Raw genomic sequence first — 16,152 nt, 5'->3', positions numbered from 1 at the left:
CGGCGGTTCGGTGACGGACCGCGGCCACCGGGCCCGGTGACCTCCCACCCTCAAACCCTCCGGAGAACCGACTGTGATGCGCTGGAACCGATTACGCGGCCGATGTCAGAAGGTCATCAGCGGTATCACGCTCCCCGATCCCTTCTCCGCCCAGGAACTGTGCGCGCAGCTCGCCCGCGAGCGCCGGCGCCCGCTGGAGCTGATGCCGTTCCCGACGCCCACCGTGCCCGGTATGCCCTCGGGGATGTGGCTGCTCGCCGACCGCGCCGACTACGTCTTCTACGACGCGCGCACCAGCCCCCTGCACCAGGAGCACATCATCGTCCACGAGATCGGGCACATGGTGTGCGGCCACCGGTCGGCGGCCTCCGACCGGTGGCTGTCCCGCCGGGTGGACCTCGCCGACCCGGAGGCCGTCCGCGCGGCCCTGCCCCGCATCCAGTACTCCGACACGCAGGAGCAGGAGGCCGAGATGATCGCCACGCTCATCCTGGAGGCGGCCGGCCGGGTGCCGGCGCCCACCCTGCTGTCCGGAGTGCTAGGCGGCCTGGAGTCCGCCATGGGACTGCGCGGGGCACGGCACCAGGGAGACCCGTGGCGACGTGAGCAGGGAGACCCGTGGCGACGTGGCTAGAGGACGGCGGCACCGCCGCCCTGTGGGCGGTGGCCCTCGTCCGTGCGCCCCAGGCGCTGCGCGAAAAGGACCAGCGGCCCTTGTGGTGCGCGCTCGTCGTCACGGCCCTGACGATGACGATGCACCGGGAGCCCGTCACCACCGCCCTGGCGCGGCTGGTGCCGGGCCCGCACGGACCGCACGCCGTCGACCTGACCAAGCACCTGCTCAGCGTCGTCGCCGCGGCAGCGGTCCTGTGGTTCGTCTTCCAGGTGATGGGGTGGCGGCGCTTCGTGCCGGTGGTGTGCGGGGCCGCCGTCACCGTCCTGGCCGTCGTCGTCCTCCTGGACTACGCGGCGCCTGGGCACCTCCGCAACCGGATCGACCCCTCCGGAAGCCGCTCCGGCGTCTCGGACGCCTACTGGTGGACCCTGCTGGCCTTCCACCTGATCGTGGACACCGTGTGCGGCGTCATCTGCTGGAGCCACTGCGGGTACGGCGTGCCCCGGCTGCTGCGGTACGGGCTGCGGCTGTTCGGCACCGGCATCCTGCTCGCCTCCGTGCTGTGGGCGCTCAAGATCTGCTACATGGTGACCGGGGAGGAGGCCCTCGTCCCGCTGTTCTCGCCGATCTCCGGCGCCGAGGGGCTGTTCCTGGCGGTCGGCTGCGCGCTGCCGGTCGTGGCGCGGCTCGCCACCCGGCGCCGGTACCGCAGGGCCTACCGCGGGCTGACCCCCTTGTGGCGGGAGCTCACCGCCGCCGCCCCCGATGTGGTCCTCGGCGGGGCGCATCCCCTCCAGGCGGCGGTGCTCCCGCTCCAACTGCGCCTGTACCGCCGGGTCATCGAGATCAGGGACGCCATGCTGGTCCTGCGCAACTACGTCCCGCCCGGCACGCTGGAACGGATCCGGCGGCACATCGGCGGGCTCGGCGTGCCCGCGCACCTGGCCGACGCGCACATCACGGCCTGCTGGCTCGCCGCCGCACTGCACGCCCGGGACCTCGGCCGGGAGCCCGAACCCCAGACGGACGACCTCTCCGGCCCCGGCGCGCCCGACCTCGCCGAGGAGATCGAGCACCTGCTGCGCCTGGCCACCGCCTACCGGTCACCGGCCGTGCGGGCGTTCCGGGGGTCGCCGACCGGCGGGGACCACGTGGCGGAACCGTCCCGCGAACCCTCCGGTCCCGGTCGAAGCGCCGCCAGCCGAAGCGCCGTCAGTCGAAGCGCCGCCCTCGGGTGGCTGAGGAGGTGAGGGCGGCCTCACCTCCTCGGCCCGTCAGTTCTGTTCGGCCGGGGTGAGGGGAGCGGCGGGCCGCTGCCCGTCGCTCCGGCTCTCCACACCGCTCAAGGGCGCGCTCGCCAGCGGGGGCCGCCCGGGGCCGAGCACCACCCCGGCGACCACCGCCGGCCGCATCAGGCGGGTGAGCGGGGCGGACAGCGAGAGCACATCGAACAGCGCCCGGGACACCGCCGGCCGGCCGGTGGCGGCCCACAGCACCCGGTCGGTGAGCCCGCGCCGCAGCCGGGCCGAGGCCGGTGGCCGCGTGCCCGTCGCCTCGGCGCACGCGTCCCGGCCGGTGGCCATCGACCACGGGCCGCCGAGCGCCCGTCCCACCCCGCGCTGCACCTTCTCGGCGACGGAGGGGTCGTCGAGGCTGTGCTTGCGCAGCACACAGCTCAGGGCCGCGACCTGCCGGGCGGCCACCGACATCCCCTGGGCGTACAGCGGGTTGCAGGTGGCCACCGCGTCCCCGAGCACGGTGAACCCGGTGGGCCAGGCGTCCATCCGCTCGAAGTGGCGCCGGCGGTTGGCGGTGCCGTGCGTGATCCGCACGTCGGTCAGCGGCTCGGCCGACGAGATCAGTTCGCCCACCAGCGGGTGGCGGAGCTGCCGGGCGAACGCCTCGAACCGGTCGGGGTCTTTCGTCGGGTGCCCGCCCCGGGTGCCGGACAGGGTGACGAGCCACTGCCCGTGCTCGATCGGCACCAGCGTGGCGTTCTGCCCGGGCAGCGCCCCGCGGAAATCCGAACGCACCGAGACGATGGGAGAGTCCTCGGAACCCGCGGGCGCCCGGTAGAGGCGGCTCGCGCAGGCGAGCCCGGTGTCGAGGACCTCCTCGCGCACAGCGGGCAGCCCCAGCCCGGACAGCCAGCGCGGCGCGGCGGACCGGGCGCCGCTGGCGTCGACCACCAGGTCGGCGTCCAGCCGGCGCCGGTGGTCGGTGAACATGTCGCGGACCGTCACGCCGGTGATGTGCTCCGCCGTACCGAGGAGCCCGACGGCCTCGGTGCCCTCCAGCAGATGGACCCCCGGCAGATCGAGCACCTGACGGCGGACGACCCAGTCCAGCAGGTCACGGGAGCAGGCGATGAGGTACTGCGACTCGGGCCAGCGGCGCAGCCAGCCGCGCGGGGTCAGCGACACGATGCCGCTGGGCAGGGAGATGCGGCGGGCCCCCTCCTGCAACCACTGCTGGAGGGTGCCGGGCAGCAGCTCGTCGATCACCCGGGCGCCGCCGGACCACAGGGTGTGGGCGTGGTGCGCCTGGGGGAGTCCCTTGCGGCAGGAGGGGGCGGCCGGCAGGCGGTCCCGTTCGACGACGAAGACCTCGGCGTATTCCGACAGGACGGCGGCGGCCAGCATCCCGGCGAGCCCGCCGCCGAGGACCACCGCCACATGCGGGCGGAAGGCGCCGACGAAGGCGCTGTTCGGTGCGTTCACATCAAAGCGGCTTTCTCTGTGGGGCGGGTGAGGGGCTGGTCCGGGCATGCCCGGCGCGCTCGCGGAACGCGACGGTCCCCCGGAGATCGCGGACCGCGCCTCTCGGACGGGCCGCGGAGACGGCGGCCCGTTCCTCCGGGTACGCGGGGGAAGGCCCTCCCGCGGACGCGGTACGGGCCCGGATCGATGTCGTCGAGCCCGGAGGGGCCCTGAAGGCCCCGTGGGCTCGGTGGGCTCGGTGGGGAGAACCTCGGTGGTGCCGGGGCCGGCGTCCCGGCGCGGCACGGTGAAACGGCTGGCGGTGTGCGGCACACCACCGTCGAGACCCGGCCCTGCCGGGTCGTGTTGCGGACGGAACCGCGCGATCCCTGTGGGAGGACGGACGGCGGTGGGACGGGCGGGGCCGACGACCCGCCCTATGGCATCGCAGGATGGCATGCGACCGCTCTCCCCGGGCCCTCACACGCCGGGCACCGCGGCGGTCGCGGAGGTCACCGGCTCATGGCCGCTCTGGTGGAGCCACCCCTTTCTCGCTCCGGAACAACTGATTGACGATGCCGAGGACCGCGAACCTGGCCTCGGGCGACAGCTGCCCGGCCCGCATCGCGATCTCCCGCACGCCGTGTTCCTCCCGCAGGCGGCGCCACAACTCCTCGTCGGCGCCGGGTGCCGCACCAGGGGCGCGCCCCTCGTCCGCACCGGTCCTCCCGACGGATTCCCGCCCCACCCGGCCCTCCTCCAGCGCGCGCAGCCGCCGCTCCACCGCCCGCACGGAGGGATCGTGGTCCGGCTTGAGGAAGTAGTCCACGTGCTCGACCGCGAACAACTCGGCCAGGCTCTGGGCCTTCTCCACCGAGGGCACGGACTTCCCGTGCCGCAGCTTGTGGATGTACTGGGCGCTGACACCGACGTACGCGGCGATCTGGGCGTCGGTGTACCGCTGCCGTCCCTCAGGGCGGACCACGTCGATCAGGCGCTGGAGGCGGCGGCCGAACAGCTTGGCCGTGTCAGGTCCGTGAGAGGCAGACGGCGTCGGCCCCGACGGGTAGTTGGTCATGAAACCGGATCGTAGGAGGCCGTGCGCCGCTTAGGAACCCGAGGATCAACAGTAGTTGGCGCCTTCAGGAGGGTGATCCCATGATCTCGGCCATTCTCGAACCGGCCGGAAGGAGCCCACCGCACGGTGCCGGACAGTGGATCACCAGGGGCGTCACCACGTCCGCCCGCTCTGACGGGGCCGAGTGTTTTCCCTGGTGGGCTGGGGTCGCGGGGTACGAGAGTGGCCGAAGTTCATCGAATCCCACCAACTCCGTCACGGGTGACGCCGCGTGCGTTGTAGAGGCGTGCTCTCGGCTGCCGGCATGTACGCCGTCGCCGGGCCCGGCCGGCCGGTGGGCGGAACGGCGTCGGCGGTGCGTCGAATGAAGCAAGGGCATTCCCGCGGCGAATACCGTCGCGCCCTTTTCCGGGGGTAATGAGCGGCGCTTCCCGGGTGCGGAGGACATTCCTTCCGGAATTCCCCATGGTGGCGCACTGAAAGGCGCGCATTGTCCGTGTGGCTGTATGTGTGCGGTGGCGTCAGTGTGGCCGTATCCGCGTGGCTGTATCCGTTCGGTCGCGTCTGTGTGGCCGTGTCCGTCCGGCCGCATCCGTGCGGAAAACATCTCGCGGCATCACGGAATCATCGCACCGTCGGACTTGTTTCTGCCGTCTACCGTTCCCCTCCGCCCGTCCTTACGCTGGCCCATGGCCTTGTGTGGCGGTGTCGCCCGGCCGCCCCTGGTCATGGCGGGTGAGAAGGAACACCTCGGAGGAATCCGATGACGGAACGAGGAGAGAAAGGAAAACCAGGCGGCGTTCGAAGAGACACGCATCCCGGGAAGGAGGAAGAGGCCCGGCGAAGGGGTCAACACACCCTCCGTATGACCAGGTTGTGATCCCATACCAGCGGAGCCCGGACCGCGGAAGTCTGCCCGCGGTCCGGGCGGCGTTGACGGCGTAATTCCCAAGGGTGGGCGGAAGATTCACCACGGTAATTCCGTGAGATAACGCACCGGCGTCTTTCAGGGATTTCCCGCGCGCGGAACCATGAAGTCCGGCCGTTCTCGGCCGTGTTCCGGCCGGGCGCCCGGCGTCCTTCTGCTGACGATCGCGTTCCGGCGCGCCGCGGTCCCAAGAGCGACCTCACGTCCTGTTGCCGCCGCTCGGTCATCTCGTCCGGAACGTGCCGCGCTCGCACAGGCTCCGTGCCGCCGACCCCTGCGTTGTGTGCAGTCCAATGCGGGGAACGCCTGCGCATGGGCGGGTATCGCCGGGATTCACCTGCGCGTCGCGCCCGGCATGACGCGTGCTCCGGCGACCCTAACGTTGATCATCGGTGTCACCGCGACCCGGGGGGTGATGCATCGGCCGCCGGGGGAGTGCGCTTTACTGCGGGAACAGTCCGTTCGTGACCGGCTCGATGGCCTATGTCCTGTGCTGTCCGGTCTTCGTGCCGTGGGGGAGGTGCGCGTTCGTGGAGGGGAATGCCGTGGCCGCCGCCGTCCTGCCCGGGACGGAACGGACGGCCGGTGGGCCCGCCGTACTCCCGCCGCTGCCCGATCCGGGGGTGCGCACGGTGCCGGACGCGGCAGGGTCGGCGGTGGCCACGGCCCCCTCGCCCGGCTTCCGGGCCACCGCCCCGCCGGCCCCGTACCCGCGTCGCGCGGATCTGCCGGCCCGCCGGACTCTCCCGGGGCGCCGAACCCTCCCGCGCCGAACGGATCACCAGCCGGCCGGCCCCGCTTCCCCGCCCCGGTCCCTGTCCCCGGCGCCGTAGCCGCGAACGGGATCACCGTCGGGAACCGGGAACCCGAGAACCCGGGATGACCCCCGACCGCCCCCACGCACGCCCTCACCACGCGAAACGCGCAAAAAGCGCTAAACGCGTGAAACGAACGCACCACCGTTCCACGTCCAGGACGGCCACGTCCTGCCCGCACCAAGGGAATTGCCATGTCGCGACCCACCCCTCAGCCACGGCCCGCGGACCTCGTGTTCGTCGGCGGAAACGTGCTCACCATCGACCGGGAGTTCTCCGTCGCCGCCGCGCTCGCCGTCACCGGCGGCACGATCACCGCCGTCGGTGACCGGGCCGACATCGAGGGCCTGATCGGGCCCGCCACCCGGGTCGTCGACCTCAAGGGCGGCACCCTCCTGCCGGGCATCAACGACTCGCACCTGCACGGCTGCCACTTCGGCCTGACCACGCCGCCGATGGCCCTGGACCTGGCCGGGGTGCCGTCGATCGCGGCCGTCGCCGAGGCGGTGCGGGAGGCGGCCCGCACCGCGCCCCCGGGGCAGTGGATCACCGGTTTCGGCTGGGACACCGGCAGCCTGGAGGAGTGCGCCGCCAACCCCGGCCGCCTGCCGACCCGGCAGGACCTGGACGCCGCCGCCCCCGACCACCCCGTGCTCCTCCAGGAGATCTCCGGCCACGCCTCCTGGGCCAACTCTGCCGCCCTCAAGCTGGCGGGAATCGACCGGGACACCGTGGCCCCGCCAGGCGGCGCCATCGTCACCGACACCGACGGCGAACCCACCGGCATCCTCCAGGAGGGCGCCCAGGACCTCGTCCAGCGCGCGGTGCCCGAACTCACCCTGGAGACGCGGATGGACGCGATCCGTTCCGCGCTCGCGCAGCTCCGGGCGCTGGGCGTCACCAGCTACACCGAACCGGGCCTGGGCCCCGGCGGCGAGGACATGTCCGCCGGCACCATGGGCGCCCGGACGCTGGACGCCTACCGCCGACTGCACGCCGCGGGCGAACTCACCGCGCGCGTCGGCGTCCTGCTCCTGCCGACCGGCCTGACCAGCAGCGCCGCGGACTTCGTCCGGATCCTGGACGAGCTGACGGGCGGGGACGGCCCGAAGGCCACGGACAGCCCCGACCCGCGGTGGCTCAACGTCCTGGGCGTCAAGATCTTCGCGGACGGGGTGCCGCCCAACAAGTCGTCCTGGATGTACGAGCCGTTCATCGGCGGCGGCTGCGGCGCGCTCTCGGTGCGCGGCGACGACGACGCCGAACGCCTCGGCGAACTCCGCGAGATCATCGACCACGCGCACGCCACCGGGCTCCAGCTCGGCGTGCACGTCACCGGTGACCGGGGCATCGACGCGGTCGCCGACGCGCTGATCGCCGCCACCGAGCGCCACCCGCGCCCCGACCCCCGGCACTACGTCATCCACGGCGACTTCCTCACCGCCGCGAGCATGTCGAAGCTCGCCGCCCACGGGTTCGGCGTCAACATGAACCCCGGCATCAAATGGATCGTCGCCGACATGGAGGAGGAACTGGTCGGGCCGGAGCGGGCCGCGTACGAGTTCCCCTACCGGGACGCGCTGGACGCCGGGGTCACCGTCACCAGCAGCTCCGACGCGCCGGTCAGCTACCCGGACTGGCGCCAGGGCGTCGCCACGATGATGCTGCGGGAGTCCCGTTTCAGCGGCCGGGTCAGCGGTCCCGAACAGCGGATCAGCCTCGCGCAGGCGCTGCGGACCTACACCGTCGCCGCCGCGTGGCAGGACTTCGCGGAGGAGTGGAAGGGCTCCCTGGAGGTGGGCAAGGTGGCCGACCTGTGCGTCCTGGGCGGCGACCTGCTGGACGCGGATCCGCACGAGATCCCGGAGCTCCCGGTCGAGTTGACGGTCGTCGACGGGCGGATCGTCTACGAGCGGTCGGCGGAGTGACGCGCGGGGGGTGACGGGGCCGACCGGGTCGTCCCGAGCGGCGGGCCGTGCGGAGGGCCGTGCGGAGGCGGGGGAGGCGGAGGGAGGTGCGGCGCGGACGGGCGCCGCCGGTGCTCAGCGAGGTCTCCGCGAGGTCCGACGGTGCTCAGGGGCATCCGATGGTGCTCGGAGAGGTCCGCTGTTGCTCAGAGAGGGCCGAGCCGGGAGGCCGCCTCTTCGGCCTGGCGGACCACCTCGTCGGTGTCCACGTCGAGCAGCCGGCCGCGGGCCACCCGTGGATGCCCGTCGACGAAGACGTACGCGACATTGGCGGGCTGACCGTTGAGCACGATCTGGTTGATCCAGTTACGGCGCGGAGCGAAGTTGAGCGTCGCCGGATCGAGCACGATCACGTCCGCCCGCTTGCCGGGCGTCAGGGAACCCACCCGATCGGCCAGTCCGACGCACTCCGCGCCGCCCAGCGTCGCCATGCGCAGCACGGCCGGGAGGGTGGGGAACACCCCCGGATCCTGGTGGAGCGCCCGTTGCAGCCCGACGGCGGACTTCATGACGCCGAACATGTCCGACGTGTCGTTGCTCCCGCCGTCGTGCCCGAGCCCGGCCGGCACGCCGTGCCGGTGGAAGGCGGGCAGCGGCATGATGCCGGACGCCAGCCGCATGTTGCTCAGCGGGCAGTGCGCGACCCGCACCCCGTGGTCCGCCGTCAGCGCGATCTCCTCCTCGGTGAGGTGGATCGCGTGGTTCATCAGGAGGCCGGGGCCGAACGCTCCCACCGCGCGGAGCGCGCGGATCGGGTCCCGCGCCCGGTCGGTACGGTGCTCCAGCACGTGGCAGTTGAGCATCAGCCCCAGTTCGCGGGCGATCTCGTGGCGGCGGCGCAGCCCCGCGACATCGGCCAGGAAGGGGTGCGCGGCCACCTGGGCGGAGGCCAGCGGCAGCGGGTCCAGGAAATCCTTCTTGACCCGGGAGAGGAGGTCGAGCCGGTCGTCGTCCTGCGCCATGGCGTAGACGAACCGCACCCCGGTCTCGTCCAGCGCCCGCACGTACTGCTCGCCGGTCTCGTACGGGACGGGGTGCACCCAGTCGACCACCGTGGTCACGCCCACCCGCAGGACGTCGAGGGCGCCCAGCCGCACGAAGCGGTACATGTCGCGGGGCGTGATCCGGGGCAGCGTGGGGCGGTTGCAGCCGGTCATCCAGCCGTTCAGGTCCTGGTCGGCGCAGCCGCCGCGGATGCTGCTCTGCCACAGGTGGTTGTGGATGTCCACGAACCCCGGCAGGACGAGCTTGCCCGCCGTGTCCACCACCCGCGTCCCGTGCGGTACGGGCAGCCGCCGGCCCACGGCGGCGATCGCCCCGTCCCGCATCAGCACGTCGGCGTGTTCCAGGGTGCCCAACTCCCCTCGGCCGACCTTGGGGTCCATGGTGAGGACGAGTTCCGCGTTCCTGAGGAGGGTCGTGCGCGCGTCGGGGGCCCGGTGGGGCGCGGCGGGCAGGTCCGGGGCCGGGCTGCCGACCGTGGCCAGGGGAACCGCTCCCAGCGCTCCGACGACGCTTCTGCGAGGTGGTCCTGAAGGTCTCATTGCGGCGTTATAGCGCGGGCCGACGGGAGAGGGGACCTCTCGTGCGGAAGCGGCGAGTCGGGACGCGGGGCACGGGTGAGGTCCGCACCGCCTCCCGTGCTCACGGTCCGTGAAGGCGGCCCGGGTTTTCCGTGACCGCACCGGGGGACCAGGGGGGAGGCAGTAACCGCACGTGCCCCAAGGAGGCCACCATGACATCGCGAGGGAGTCGCGTCCGCGCGAGGATCGGACGGGCGTCGGCCGTTGCCGCGCTCACCGCCGGGCTCGCCGTCACCGTGGGAGGCGGGACGGCCGAGGCCACACCGCCCGGCCTGGACTGCTTCACCGAAAAGCACAACAACGACCCCTCCACCGGGTTCGCCTTCTGCGTCAACCGGGGTACCGCGCCGCAGACGTTCTGGGTGCACCTCGTCTGCGGCTTGGCGTTCGACCAGGACGGCGAGCACGTCACGGTGGCGCCCGGGCAGAGCGGCCAGTCCACGGCCCACTGCGGTGGGACGGGCATTGGGGAGATGACCGTCCAGCCGTAGCCCGGACCGCTCCGGCGCGCGTCCTCGGGGGTGAGCGCGGTGCGACCGGACCGGCTGACGAAGCCGCCGGCCGTAACGCGCTCGTATGGCGGGTCGGAGCGCCGTACGGAAGCCCTGACCAACCCTGTGGAGCGAGGAGTACCTGGAGTCGGTGTCGTTGAGCCGAGGTGGCGGTGGGGTGAGGGGGCGGCGAGGCGCGGTGCGCGCCGCTCCTCCGGGGTGCCGCCCGCGCGGAGCCGCGAGTGTCCGGCGCCTCCTCACCTCGCGGCAGCGGACGTCCCGACCACCCTCGGCGCGGTGCCGCCACCGACCCTTTCCCGGACCTCGTCCCCGTCCTCGTCCTCGTCCAGCGCGATCGCGTTCTTCGCCAGCTCGACCGACGACTCGGGCGCGGGACCCCCGGGGTTCTCCGTGGCCAGTGCCTGGTTGAGCGTGACGAACGGGCGCAGCCGCGTCTCGTAGCGGGCGAACGCGGCGCGGTGGTCGCCGGCGGACCGGCCGAGCGCGTCGGCCAGCACCCACGCGCCCACCAGGGCCAGGCTCGTTCCCTGGCCCGACAGCAGGGACGCGCAGTAGCCCGCGTCCCCGAGCAGTACCGTGCGGCCCCGCGACCAGCGGTCCATATGGACCTGCGCCGTGGCGTCGAAGAAGAAGTCGGGTGCCCGGCGCATGGCCTCGATCAGCCGGGGCGTCTCCTGCCACGGCAGGGCCGCCATCCGCTCGGCGACCAGCCGGCGGTGCCGTTCGATGTCGCGGTGGCTGTGGCGGGGCGGTTCGCCAGGGAAACCGAAGGTGACGCGCAGCTCGGTGTTGTCGCGTACCGGATAGACGCAGTAGCCGGACGCGCCGTCCCCCAGCCACAGTTGCCAGTCCTCCAGACCGAGGAAGTTCTCGGAGCTGAAGACCGTGACGCACGAGCCCAGGTGCCGCACGAACCGCTCTTCCGGCCCGAAGGCCGCCGCGCGCACGGCCGAGTGCAGCCCGTCCGCCCCCACCACGAGGTCGAAGGTGCGCGGGCGCCCGTGCTCGAAGGTGACCCGTACGCCGTGCTCGTCCTCGTCGAGGGCCGTGACGCCGTCCCCGTACACGAACTCCGCGTGTTCCCGGGCCCGCGCGTGCAGCATCCCCACCAGGTCCTCGCGGAGCAGCTCGATGTCCTCGCTGTCGAGCCGGCCGCTGCTGTAGGCCACTTCGGTGGAGCGCTCGATCTCCCGGCCCTCCGCGTCGAGCACCGACATGCCGCGCATGCGGGTGCGGGCGGCCCGCGCCCGGTCCAGCAGGCCCATCCGCGCCAGGACGTCGAGGGCCACGCCGCGGGCGTCGACGGCCTGGCCGCCGGGGCGCGGACCGGGTGCGCGTTCGACGACGGTCGGGGCGAACCCCTGGCGGCGCAGCAGGCAGGCGAGCGCGGTTCCGGCGATGCCGGCGCCGGAGACGAGCACGGTCCTCATGGGTGGACTCCTTCGTGCGGGAGGTGTTCGTACGGTGTACGCGGCCAGAGCGTACGGTGTAAACACAGGGCTGCCAACTGGCCATATGGCCTCTCTGTACTAGGTCAGACAGGACTGATCGAACGTTGTTGCCGCTAGTCGCTGTGCTAGTACAGTCAGACAGGCCGGAAAAATCGGCCCCGGCATGGAAGGCATGGGAGGAGACAGGGGATGGTCCCGACACCCGATCCGCCGTTCCGGCGCATCGCCGCCGAGATCCGGCGCCGCATCGACGAGGGGGAACTCGCCCCCGGCGAGCGCGTGCCCTCCACCCGGCAGATCGCCCGCGAATGGGGCGTCGCGCTCGCCACGGCGACCAAGGCGCTCACCACCCTGCGCCTGGAAGGCGTCGTGGAGGCCCGCCCCCGGGTGGGCACGGTCGTGGCGGGCCGGCGGGCGTCCGCACCGCCGGGGCGTCGGGGCGCGCCCGCGCGTCCGGACGACGGGACGCCGCCGAAGCGCCGCGAACCGGGGGCCCGGCCGACGGCGGACGGGGAGTTGACCCGCGAGCGGATCGTGCGGGCCGCGATCGAGATCGCCGACGCGGAGGGCCTGGCCGCCCTGTCCATGCGCAGTGTGGCCGCCCGGCTGGGAGTGGCGGCCATGTCCCCGTACCGCTACGTCGCGGGCAAGGACGAACTCGTCTTCCTGATGGCGGACGCCGCGTTCGGCGAACGGTCCTACCCGGCCGAGCGCCCGGAGGGCTGGCGGGCCTGCCTGGAACTGGAGGCGCACACGTTGTGGTCGCTGTACCGCGATCATCCGTGGCTGGCGCAGATCGGTTCGCTCACCCGCCCCTTGCCGCTGCCCAACCTGCTGGTCCACTCGGACTGGGCGCTCACCGCGCTCGACGGCCGCGGCCTCGACCTGACGACCATGATGGACCTGCACATCCTGCTCTACAGCTACGTCCAGGGCCTCGCGGTCAACTTGGAGCGGGAGTTCCAGGCCCAGGCGGAGACCGGGCTCTCCGAGGACCAGTGGATGGAGCGGCACGCCGTCGCCTTCGCCGCGGTGATCGGCTCGGCCCGCCACCCGATGGTCACCAAGGTCCTTACCGGGCTCGGCGCGGACGGTTACGACATGGACCTGGACGCGCTGTTCACCTTCGGCCTCCGCCCCTTGCTGGACGGGTTCGCCACCATCGTCGAGGGCGCGGCGCCGGGGCGGCCGGGCGGGTGAACGGGACGGCCGGGCTCCGGGAGGGTCGGGGTGGCCCCACCGTCGTGCGGGGGGCCGCCGGATCGTGGTCCCCGGGTCCGTCACGGGAGGGTGGGGGTGGACGGCGGCGATCGTCATCGGCGTCATCGCGGGCGTATCGCAGGCAGGAGCGGACCGCGCGACTCGCCGTGCCGCCCACCCAGGAAGGAGAGAACCGCATGGCACCCGTCTCCCGGCGCTCGCTGCTGGCCGCGCTGCCCGCCGTGGCCCTGCCGCTCGTCACGAGCCCGGCATGGGCCAGGACACCTCCCGGCCCCGATCCCGCGCGGACGGAGGGCCGGACCGCCCCCGTCGTCGCGGCGCTCGCCCGCGCCGCCCGCCCCTTGCGGACGACCGAGCCGCACGGCCCGCTGGGTGACCTGCGCCCCTTGGGAGCGGCGATCGGGTCCGTTCCGGTCGTCGGGCTCGGCGAAGTGGTCCACGGCGCGCACGAGTTGTTCACGCTCAAGCACCGGGCGTTCCGCTACCTGGTGGAGGAGAAGGGCTTCACCGCGTTCGCGCTGGAGACGGGGTGGGGCGCGGGGCTGCGGATCGACGCGTACGTGACCCGCGGTGTCGGCGACCCGCGCGTGATCATGGACGAGGAGTTCGGGAAGGGCGCGTGGCCCTGGCTCGTCCAGGAGTACCTGGACCTCATCCGCTGGATGCGCGCCCACAACCTGCGCCACCCCCACCGGCCGGTGCGGTTCCTGGGGAACGACCTGGATTTCCCGCGCATCCACGACACGCTCTTCGACACCGTCGAGGGCTACGTCGCCCGGCACCACCCCGCCCTCCGGCCGGAGTTCACCGCGCGCTACCGCGCGCTACCGCGCGCTGCGCCGGCACGCCGCGGCGGCCGACTTCCAGGCCCTGCCGCCCGCCGAACGCCGGCGGCTGGCCGCCGCGGCGCGCCGGGCCGTGCGGCGCCTGGAACGGCTCGGCCCGGCGCCCGACCGGGACGCGCACGCGTGGACCGTGCAGCACGCCCGCGTCATCGAGCAGACCGCCACGCTGCTGGCCATGGTCTCCGAGAACGACCCTGACCTCGCCGAAGCCATGCGCTACCGCGACGAGCTGATGGCCCGGAACACCGCGTGGTGGCACCGGCACACCGGCCACAAGGTCCTGCTCTCCGCACACACCGGCCACACGGCGTACGAAACCTACGACCCCGTGCACTACCCCGTCACCCAAGGCGCCTACCTGCGGCGCCTGCTCGGACCGGACTACCTCTCCGTCGGAACGACCTTCGGCAGCGGAGCCGCCACCGTGCCCGGTGACGACGGAGGGTGGCGGACCGACACCTTCGGCCCGCCGCGCGCGGGCAGCAGCGAGGAGACCCTGGAACGGGTCGGACGCGCGACGGGCGCCCGCGCCTTCCTCCTCGACGTGCGCACCGCACCGCCCGAGGCCCGCGCCTGGCTCGACCGGACCCGCCCCACCCGCGACATCGGCCCGCCCGGCGACCCCTACCGGCCGTACGCGCTGGGCCGCGGCCACGACGTGCTGATCCACCTGCACCGCTTCCGGGCCGCCCGCCCGCTGGCGTAGCGTGCGGCGCGGACGGGGCCTCCGTCACGGGCGGCCCCGCCCGCGCGCGACACAAGCGGCCGGCGGCGACCAGGAGGGCGACGACATGGCGTACTACGTGCTGGAGTACACGCTCGTGGACGGGTACGCCGAGCGGCGTCCGGCCCACCGGGCGGAACACCTGCAGCTCGCCCGCGCGGCCCACGAACGCGGGGAACTGCTGCTCGCCGGGGCGCTCGGGGAGCCGCTGGACCGGGCGCTCCTAGTGTGGGACACCGAGGACGCCACGCCTGTGGAGGAGTTCGCCGCCGCCGACCCGTACGTGCGCCACGGCCTGGTCACGCGGTGGACCGTCCGGCCGTGGACGGTGGTGGTCGGCGGGAGGACGGACGGCGCGGCGCCGTGAGGGCGCAGAGGACGACGGCCGTGAGGGTGGCGGCGGGCACGCCGTTGCCGAACAGTGTCCGGGCCCAAACCGGCAGCGGCTCGTACACCTGCGGGGCGAGGACGGGCAGCAGCCCGGCGAGCAGCGTCAGCGCGAGGACCGTGGACGCCCGGCCCTGGCTCAGGTCGGCGCGGCGCAGCATGTCCACACCCATGGCGGCGATCACCGCGTAGACGATCAGCGCGGCGCCGCCGACCACGGGCGGGGGCAGCGCCGTCAGCACCCGGGTGAGCGGCGCGAACAGCCCCGCCAGGATCAGCAGCACCCCGGCCCCCGCGGTGACGAACCGGCTGCGGACGCCGGTGAGCTGGACGATGCCGATGTTCTCCGCGCTGGTGACCATGATGGACGTCCCCAGGACGCCCGCGCCCAGCGACGCCACGGCGTCCGCGCGCACCGTGCGCGGCACGTCCCGCGCGGGGTGCGGCGGGCGGCCCACCGCCTCGCTGTTGAGCACCGTCTGCCCGGTGGCCTCGGCGAGCGAGGCGAGCGCGAAGACCATCAGCGGCAGCGCCGCGAGCAGGTCGAACCGCGGCAGGCCGTACGGGAAGGGATGGGGGAGGGCGACGATCGCGTCCCCCGGAGCGGGCCGGAACGGCGTGCCCGTCAGCACCGCGACGAGGGTGCCCGCCGCCATGCCCAGCAGCACCGACATCTGCCGTCCCACCCCGCGCAGCAGCAGGAAGCCGAGCGCGGTGACGGCCAGGGTCACCAGCGCCGTCCCCACCCCCTCGGTGATCATCGGGACGGTCACCCGGACCATGTTGACGCCGATCACCAGCACCGTCGCCCCCATCACCAACGGGGGGAAGAACCGGACGATCCGCCCGTACACGGGCAGGACGAGCAGCAGCAGGACGGCCGCCAGCAGCACGGACCCCGATGCGGTGGCCGCGCCGTACCGGACGGCGACGTCCAGGAAGATCGCGACGGCCGCGCCGCCCGGCAGCATCACGAACGGCAGCCGGGCGCCGATCCGCAGCACGCCGAAGGACTGGAGCAGGGCGCCCGCCCCGCACAGCACGAGCGTCGCGCTGAGCAGGGCGGCGGTGCGGCCGGCGGACAGCCGCAGGGTGGTGGAGATGAGGAAGGCGGTGGCGACCGGCGCGGCGATCATCGCCAGGACGTGCTGCGCGGACAGCGGCACCAGCCGATGCCAGGGGAGCCGTTCGTCGACGGGGTGGCGGGCGGTCTTCTGGTGGGTGTCCTTCTGACGGGCCCCGGGCTTGCGGGCGGGTCCGGGGCCGGAGGCGGAGGCGGCATCGGCACCGGCATCGGCGTCGGCCGGAAGATCGATGTCGGGCATC

Annotated in this window: 12 protein-coding genes and 1 pseudogene; 8 read left to right on the top strand and 5 right to left on the bottom strand. The window is 73.4% G+C overall.

Annotated elements, in window-relative coordinates; all coding sequences use genetic code 11:
- Positions 1-76 precede the first annotated feature (76 nt).
- Positions 77-634 carry a hypothetical protein gene (locus ABZX96_RS25925; protein ID WP_355548988.1) on the top strand — a complete coding sequence of 186 codons (558 nt, stop codon included), beginning with the start codon at positions 77-79 and terminating at the stop codon, positions 632-634.
- Positions 619-1,866, top strand: a complete 1,248-nt coding sequence (locus tag ABZX96_RS25920) for an MAB_1171c family putative transporter (protein WP_355548986.1) — start codon at positions 619-621, stop codon at positions 1,864-1,866. The genes ABZX96_RS25925 and ABZX96_RS25920 overlap by 16 nt, the downstream gene beginning before the upstream one ends.
- 24 nt (positions 1,867-1,890) lie before the next feature.
- Here the strand turns inward: ABZX96_RS25920 and ABZX96_RS25915 are convergent, their stop codons facing one another.
- On the bottom strand, positions 1,891-3,336 hold the full coding sequence (locus tag ABZX96_RS25915; protein WP_355548985.1) for an FAD-dependent monooxygenase: 1,446 nt from the start codon (positions 3,334-3,336) through the stop codon (positions 1,891-1,893).
- A gap of 499 nt (positions 3,337-3,835) precedes the next feature.
- Positions 3,836-4,393 carry a helix-turn-helix transcriptional regulator gene (locus ABZX96_RS25910; RefSeq protein WP_355548983.1) on the bottom strand — a complete coding sequence of 186 codons (558 nt, stop codon included), beginning with the start codon at positions 4,391-4,393 and terminating at the stop codon, positions 3,836-3,838.
- Positions 4,394-6,330: 1,937 nt separating this feature from the next.
- Here ABZX96_RS25910 and ABZX96_RS25905 point away from each other — a divergent pair.
- Positions 6,331-8,064, top strand: a complete 1,734-nt coding sequence (locus tag ABZX96_RS25905) for an amidohydrolase (RefSeq protein WP_355548981.1) — start codon at positions 6,331-6,333, stop codon at positions 8,062-8,064.
- A gap of 185 nt (positions 8,065-8,249) precedes the next feature.
- Here the strand turns inward: ABZX96_RS25905 and ABZX96_RS25900 are convergent, their stop codons facing one another.
- Positions 8,250-9,647, bottom strand: coding sequence for an amidohydrolase family protein (locus ABZX96_RS25900; protein ID WP_355548979.1), 1,398 nt, complete (start codon positions 9,645-9,647; stop codon positions 8,250-8,252).
- A 191-nt stretch (positions 9,648-9,838) separates the two neighbouring features.
- Between ABZX96_RS25900 and ABZX96_RS25895 the strand changes: the two genes are divergently transcribed.
- Positions 9,839-10,177, top strand: coding sequence for a hypothetical protein (locus tag ABZX96_RS25895; RefSeq protein WP_355548977.1), 339 nt, complete (start codon positions 9,839-9,841; stop codon positions 10,175-10,177).
- Between the two features lie 257 nt (positions 10,178-10,434).
- On the opposite strand, the gene ABZX96_RS25890 is transcribed toward ABZX96_RS25895, so the two are convergent.
- Complete coding sequence (locus ABZX96_RS25890) at positions 10,435-11,628, bottom strand: FAD-dependent monooxygenase (protein WP_355548975.1); 1,194 nt, start codon at positions 11,626-11,628, stop codon at positions 10,435-10,437.
- Between the two features lie 210 nt (positions 11,629-11,838).
- Here ABZX96_RS25890 and ABZX96_RS25885 point away from each other — a divergent pair, with 210 nt between their 5' ends.
- The 4 genes and pseudogenes from ABZX96_RS25885 (at position 11,839) to ABZX96_RS25870 (ending at position 14,806) form a co-directional block, all read left to right on the top strand.
- Positions 11,839-12,849 carry a GntR family transcriptional regulator gene (locus tag ABZX96_RS25885; protein WP_355548973.1) on the top strand — a complete coding sequence of 337 codons (1,011 nt, stop codon included), beginning with the start codon at positions 11,839-11,841 and terminating at the stop codon, positions 12,847-12,849.
- Between the two features lie 197 nt (positions 12,850-13,046).
- Positions 13,047-13,652, top strand: a pseudogene (locus ABZX96_RS25880) (erythromycin esterase family protein); the annotation flags it as partial.
- Positions 13,594-14,421, top strand: coding sequence for an erythromycin esterase family protein (locus ABZX96_RS25875; protein WP_355549024.1), 828 nt, complete (start codon positions 13,594-13,596; stop codon positions 14,419-14,421). The pseudogene ABZX96_RS25880 and the gene ABZX96_RS25875, both read left to right, overlap by 59 nt.
- An 85-nt stretch (positions 14,422-14,506) precedes the next feature.
- The gene (locus ABZX96_RS25870) at positions 14,507-14,806 is read left to right on the top strand and encodes a YciI-like protein (protein ID WP_355548971.1); all 300 of its coding nucleotides are present in this window, start codon (positions 14,507-14,509) and stop codon (positions 14,804-14,806) included.
- Here ABZX96_RS25870 and ABZX96_RS25865 read toward each other — a convergent pair.
- The gene (locus ABZX96_RS25865; RefSeq protein ID WP_355548969.1) at positions 14,739-16,151 is read right to left on the bottom strand and encodes a solute carrier family 23 protein; all 1,413 of its coding nucleotides are present in this window, start codon (positions 16,149-16,151) and stop codon (positions 14,739-14,741) included. The genes ABZX96_RS25870 and ABZX96_RS25865 overlap by 68 nt on opposite strands.
- Position 16,152: the final 1 nt, after the last annotated feature.

The sequence above is a fragment of the Streptomyces sp. NPDC003077 genome (assembly GCF_040611095.1).
Classification (GTDB): domain Bacteria; phylum Actinomycetota; class Actinomycetes; order Streptomycetales; family Streptomycetaceae; genus Streptomyces.
Note: the sequence above shows the minus strand (reverse complement) of the source record. Positions and strands in the feature narration are given on the sequence as shown.

What these genes read in the sequence shown, in the direction of transcription:
- ABZX96_RS25925 (WP_355548988.1), top strand. Translation starts at nt 77, where the DNA reads ATGCGCTGGAACCGATTACGCGGCCGATGTCAGAAGGTCATCAGCGGT.
- ABZX96_RS25910 (WP_355548983.1), bottom strand. Translation starts at nt 4,393, where the DNA reads ATGACCAACTACCCGTCGGGGCCGACGCCGTCTGCCTCTCACGGACCT.
- ABZX96_RS25905 (WP_355548981.1), top strand. Translation starts at nt 6,331, where the DNA reads ATGTCGCGACCCACCCCTCAGCCACGGCCCGCGGACCTCGTGTTCGTC.
- ABZX96_RS25900 (WP_355548979.1), bottom strand. Translation starts at nt 9,647, where the DNA reads ATGAGACCTTCAGGACCACCTCGCAGAAGCGTCGTCGGAGCGCTGGGA.
- ABZX96_RS25895 (WP_355548977.1), top strand. Translation starts at nt 9,839, where the DNA reads ATGACATCGCGAGGGAGTCGCGTCCGCGCGAGGATCGGACGGGCGTCG.
- ABZX96_RS25890 (WP_355548975.1), bottom strand. Translation starts at nt 11,628, where the DNA reads ATGAGGACCGTGCTCGTCTCCGGCGCCGGCATCGCCGGAACCGCGCTC.
- ABZX96_RS25885 (WP_355548973.1), top strand. Translation starts at nt 11,839, where the DNA reads ATGGTCCCGACACCCGATCCGCCGTTCCGGCGCATCGCCGCCGAGATC.
- ABZX96_RS25870 (WP_355548971.1), top strand. Translation starts at nt 14,507, where the DNA reads ATGGCGTACTACGTGCTGGAGTACACGCTCGTGGACGGGTACGCCGAG.
- ABZX96_RS25865 (WP_355548969.1), bottom strand. Translation starts at nt 16,151, where the DNA reads ATGCCCGACATCGATCTTCCGGCCGACGCCGATGCCGGTGCCGATGCC.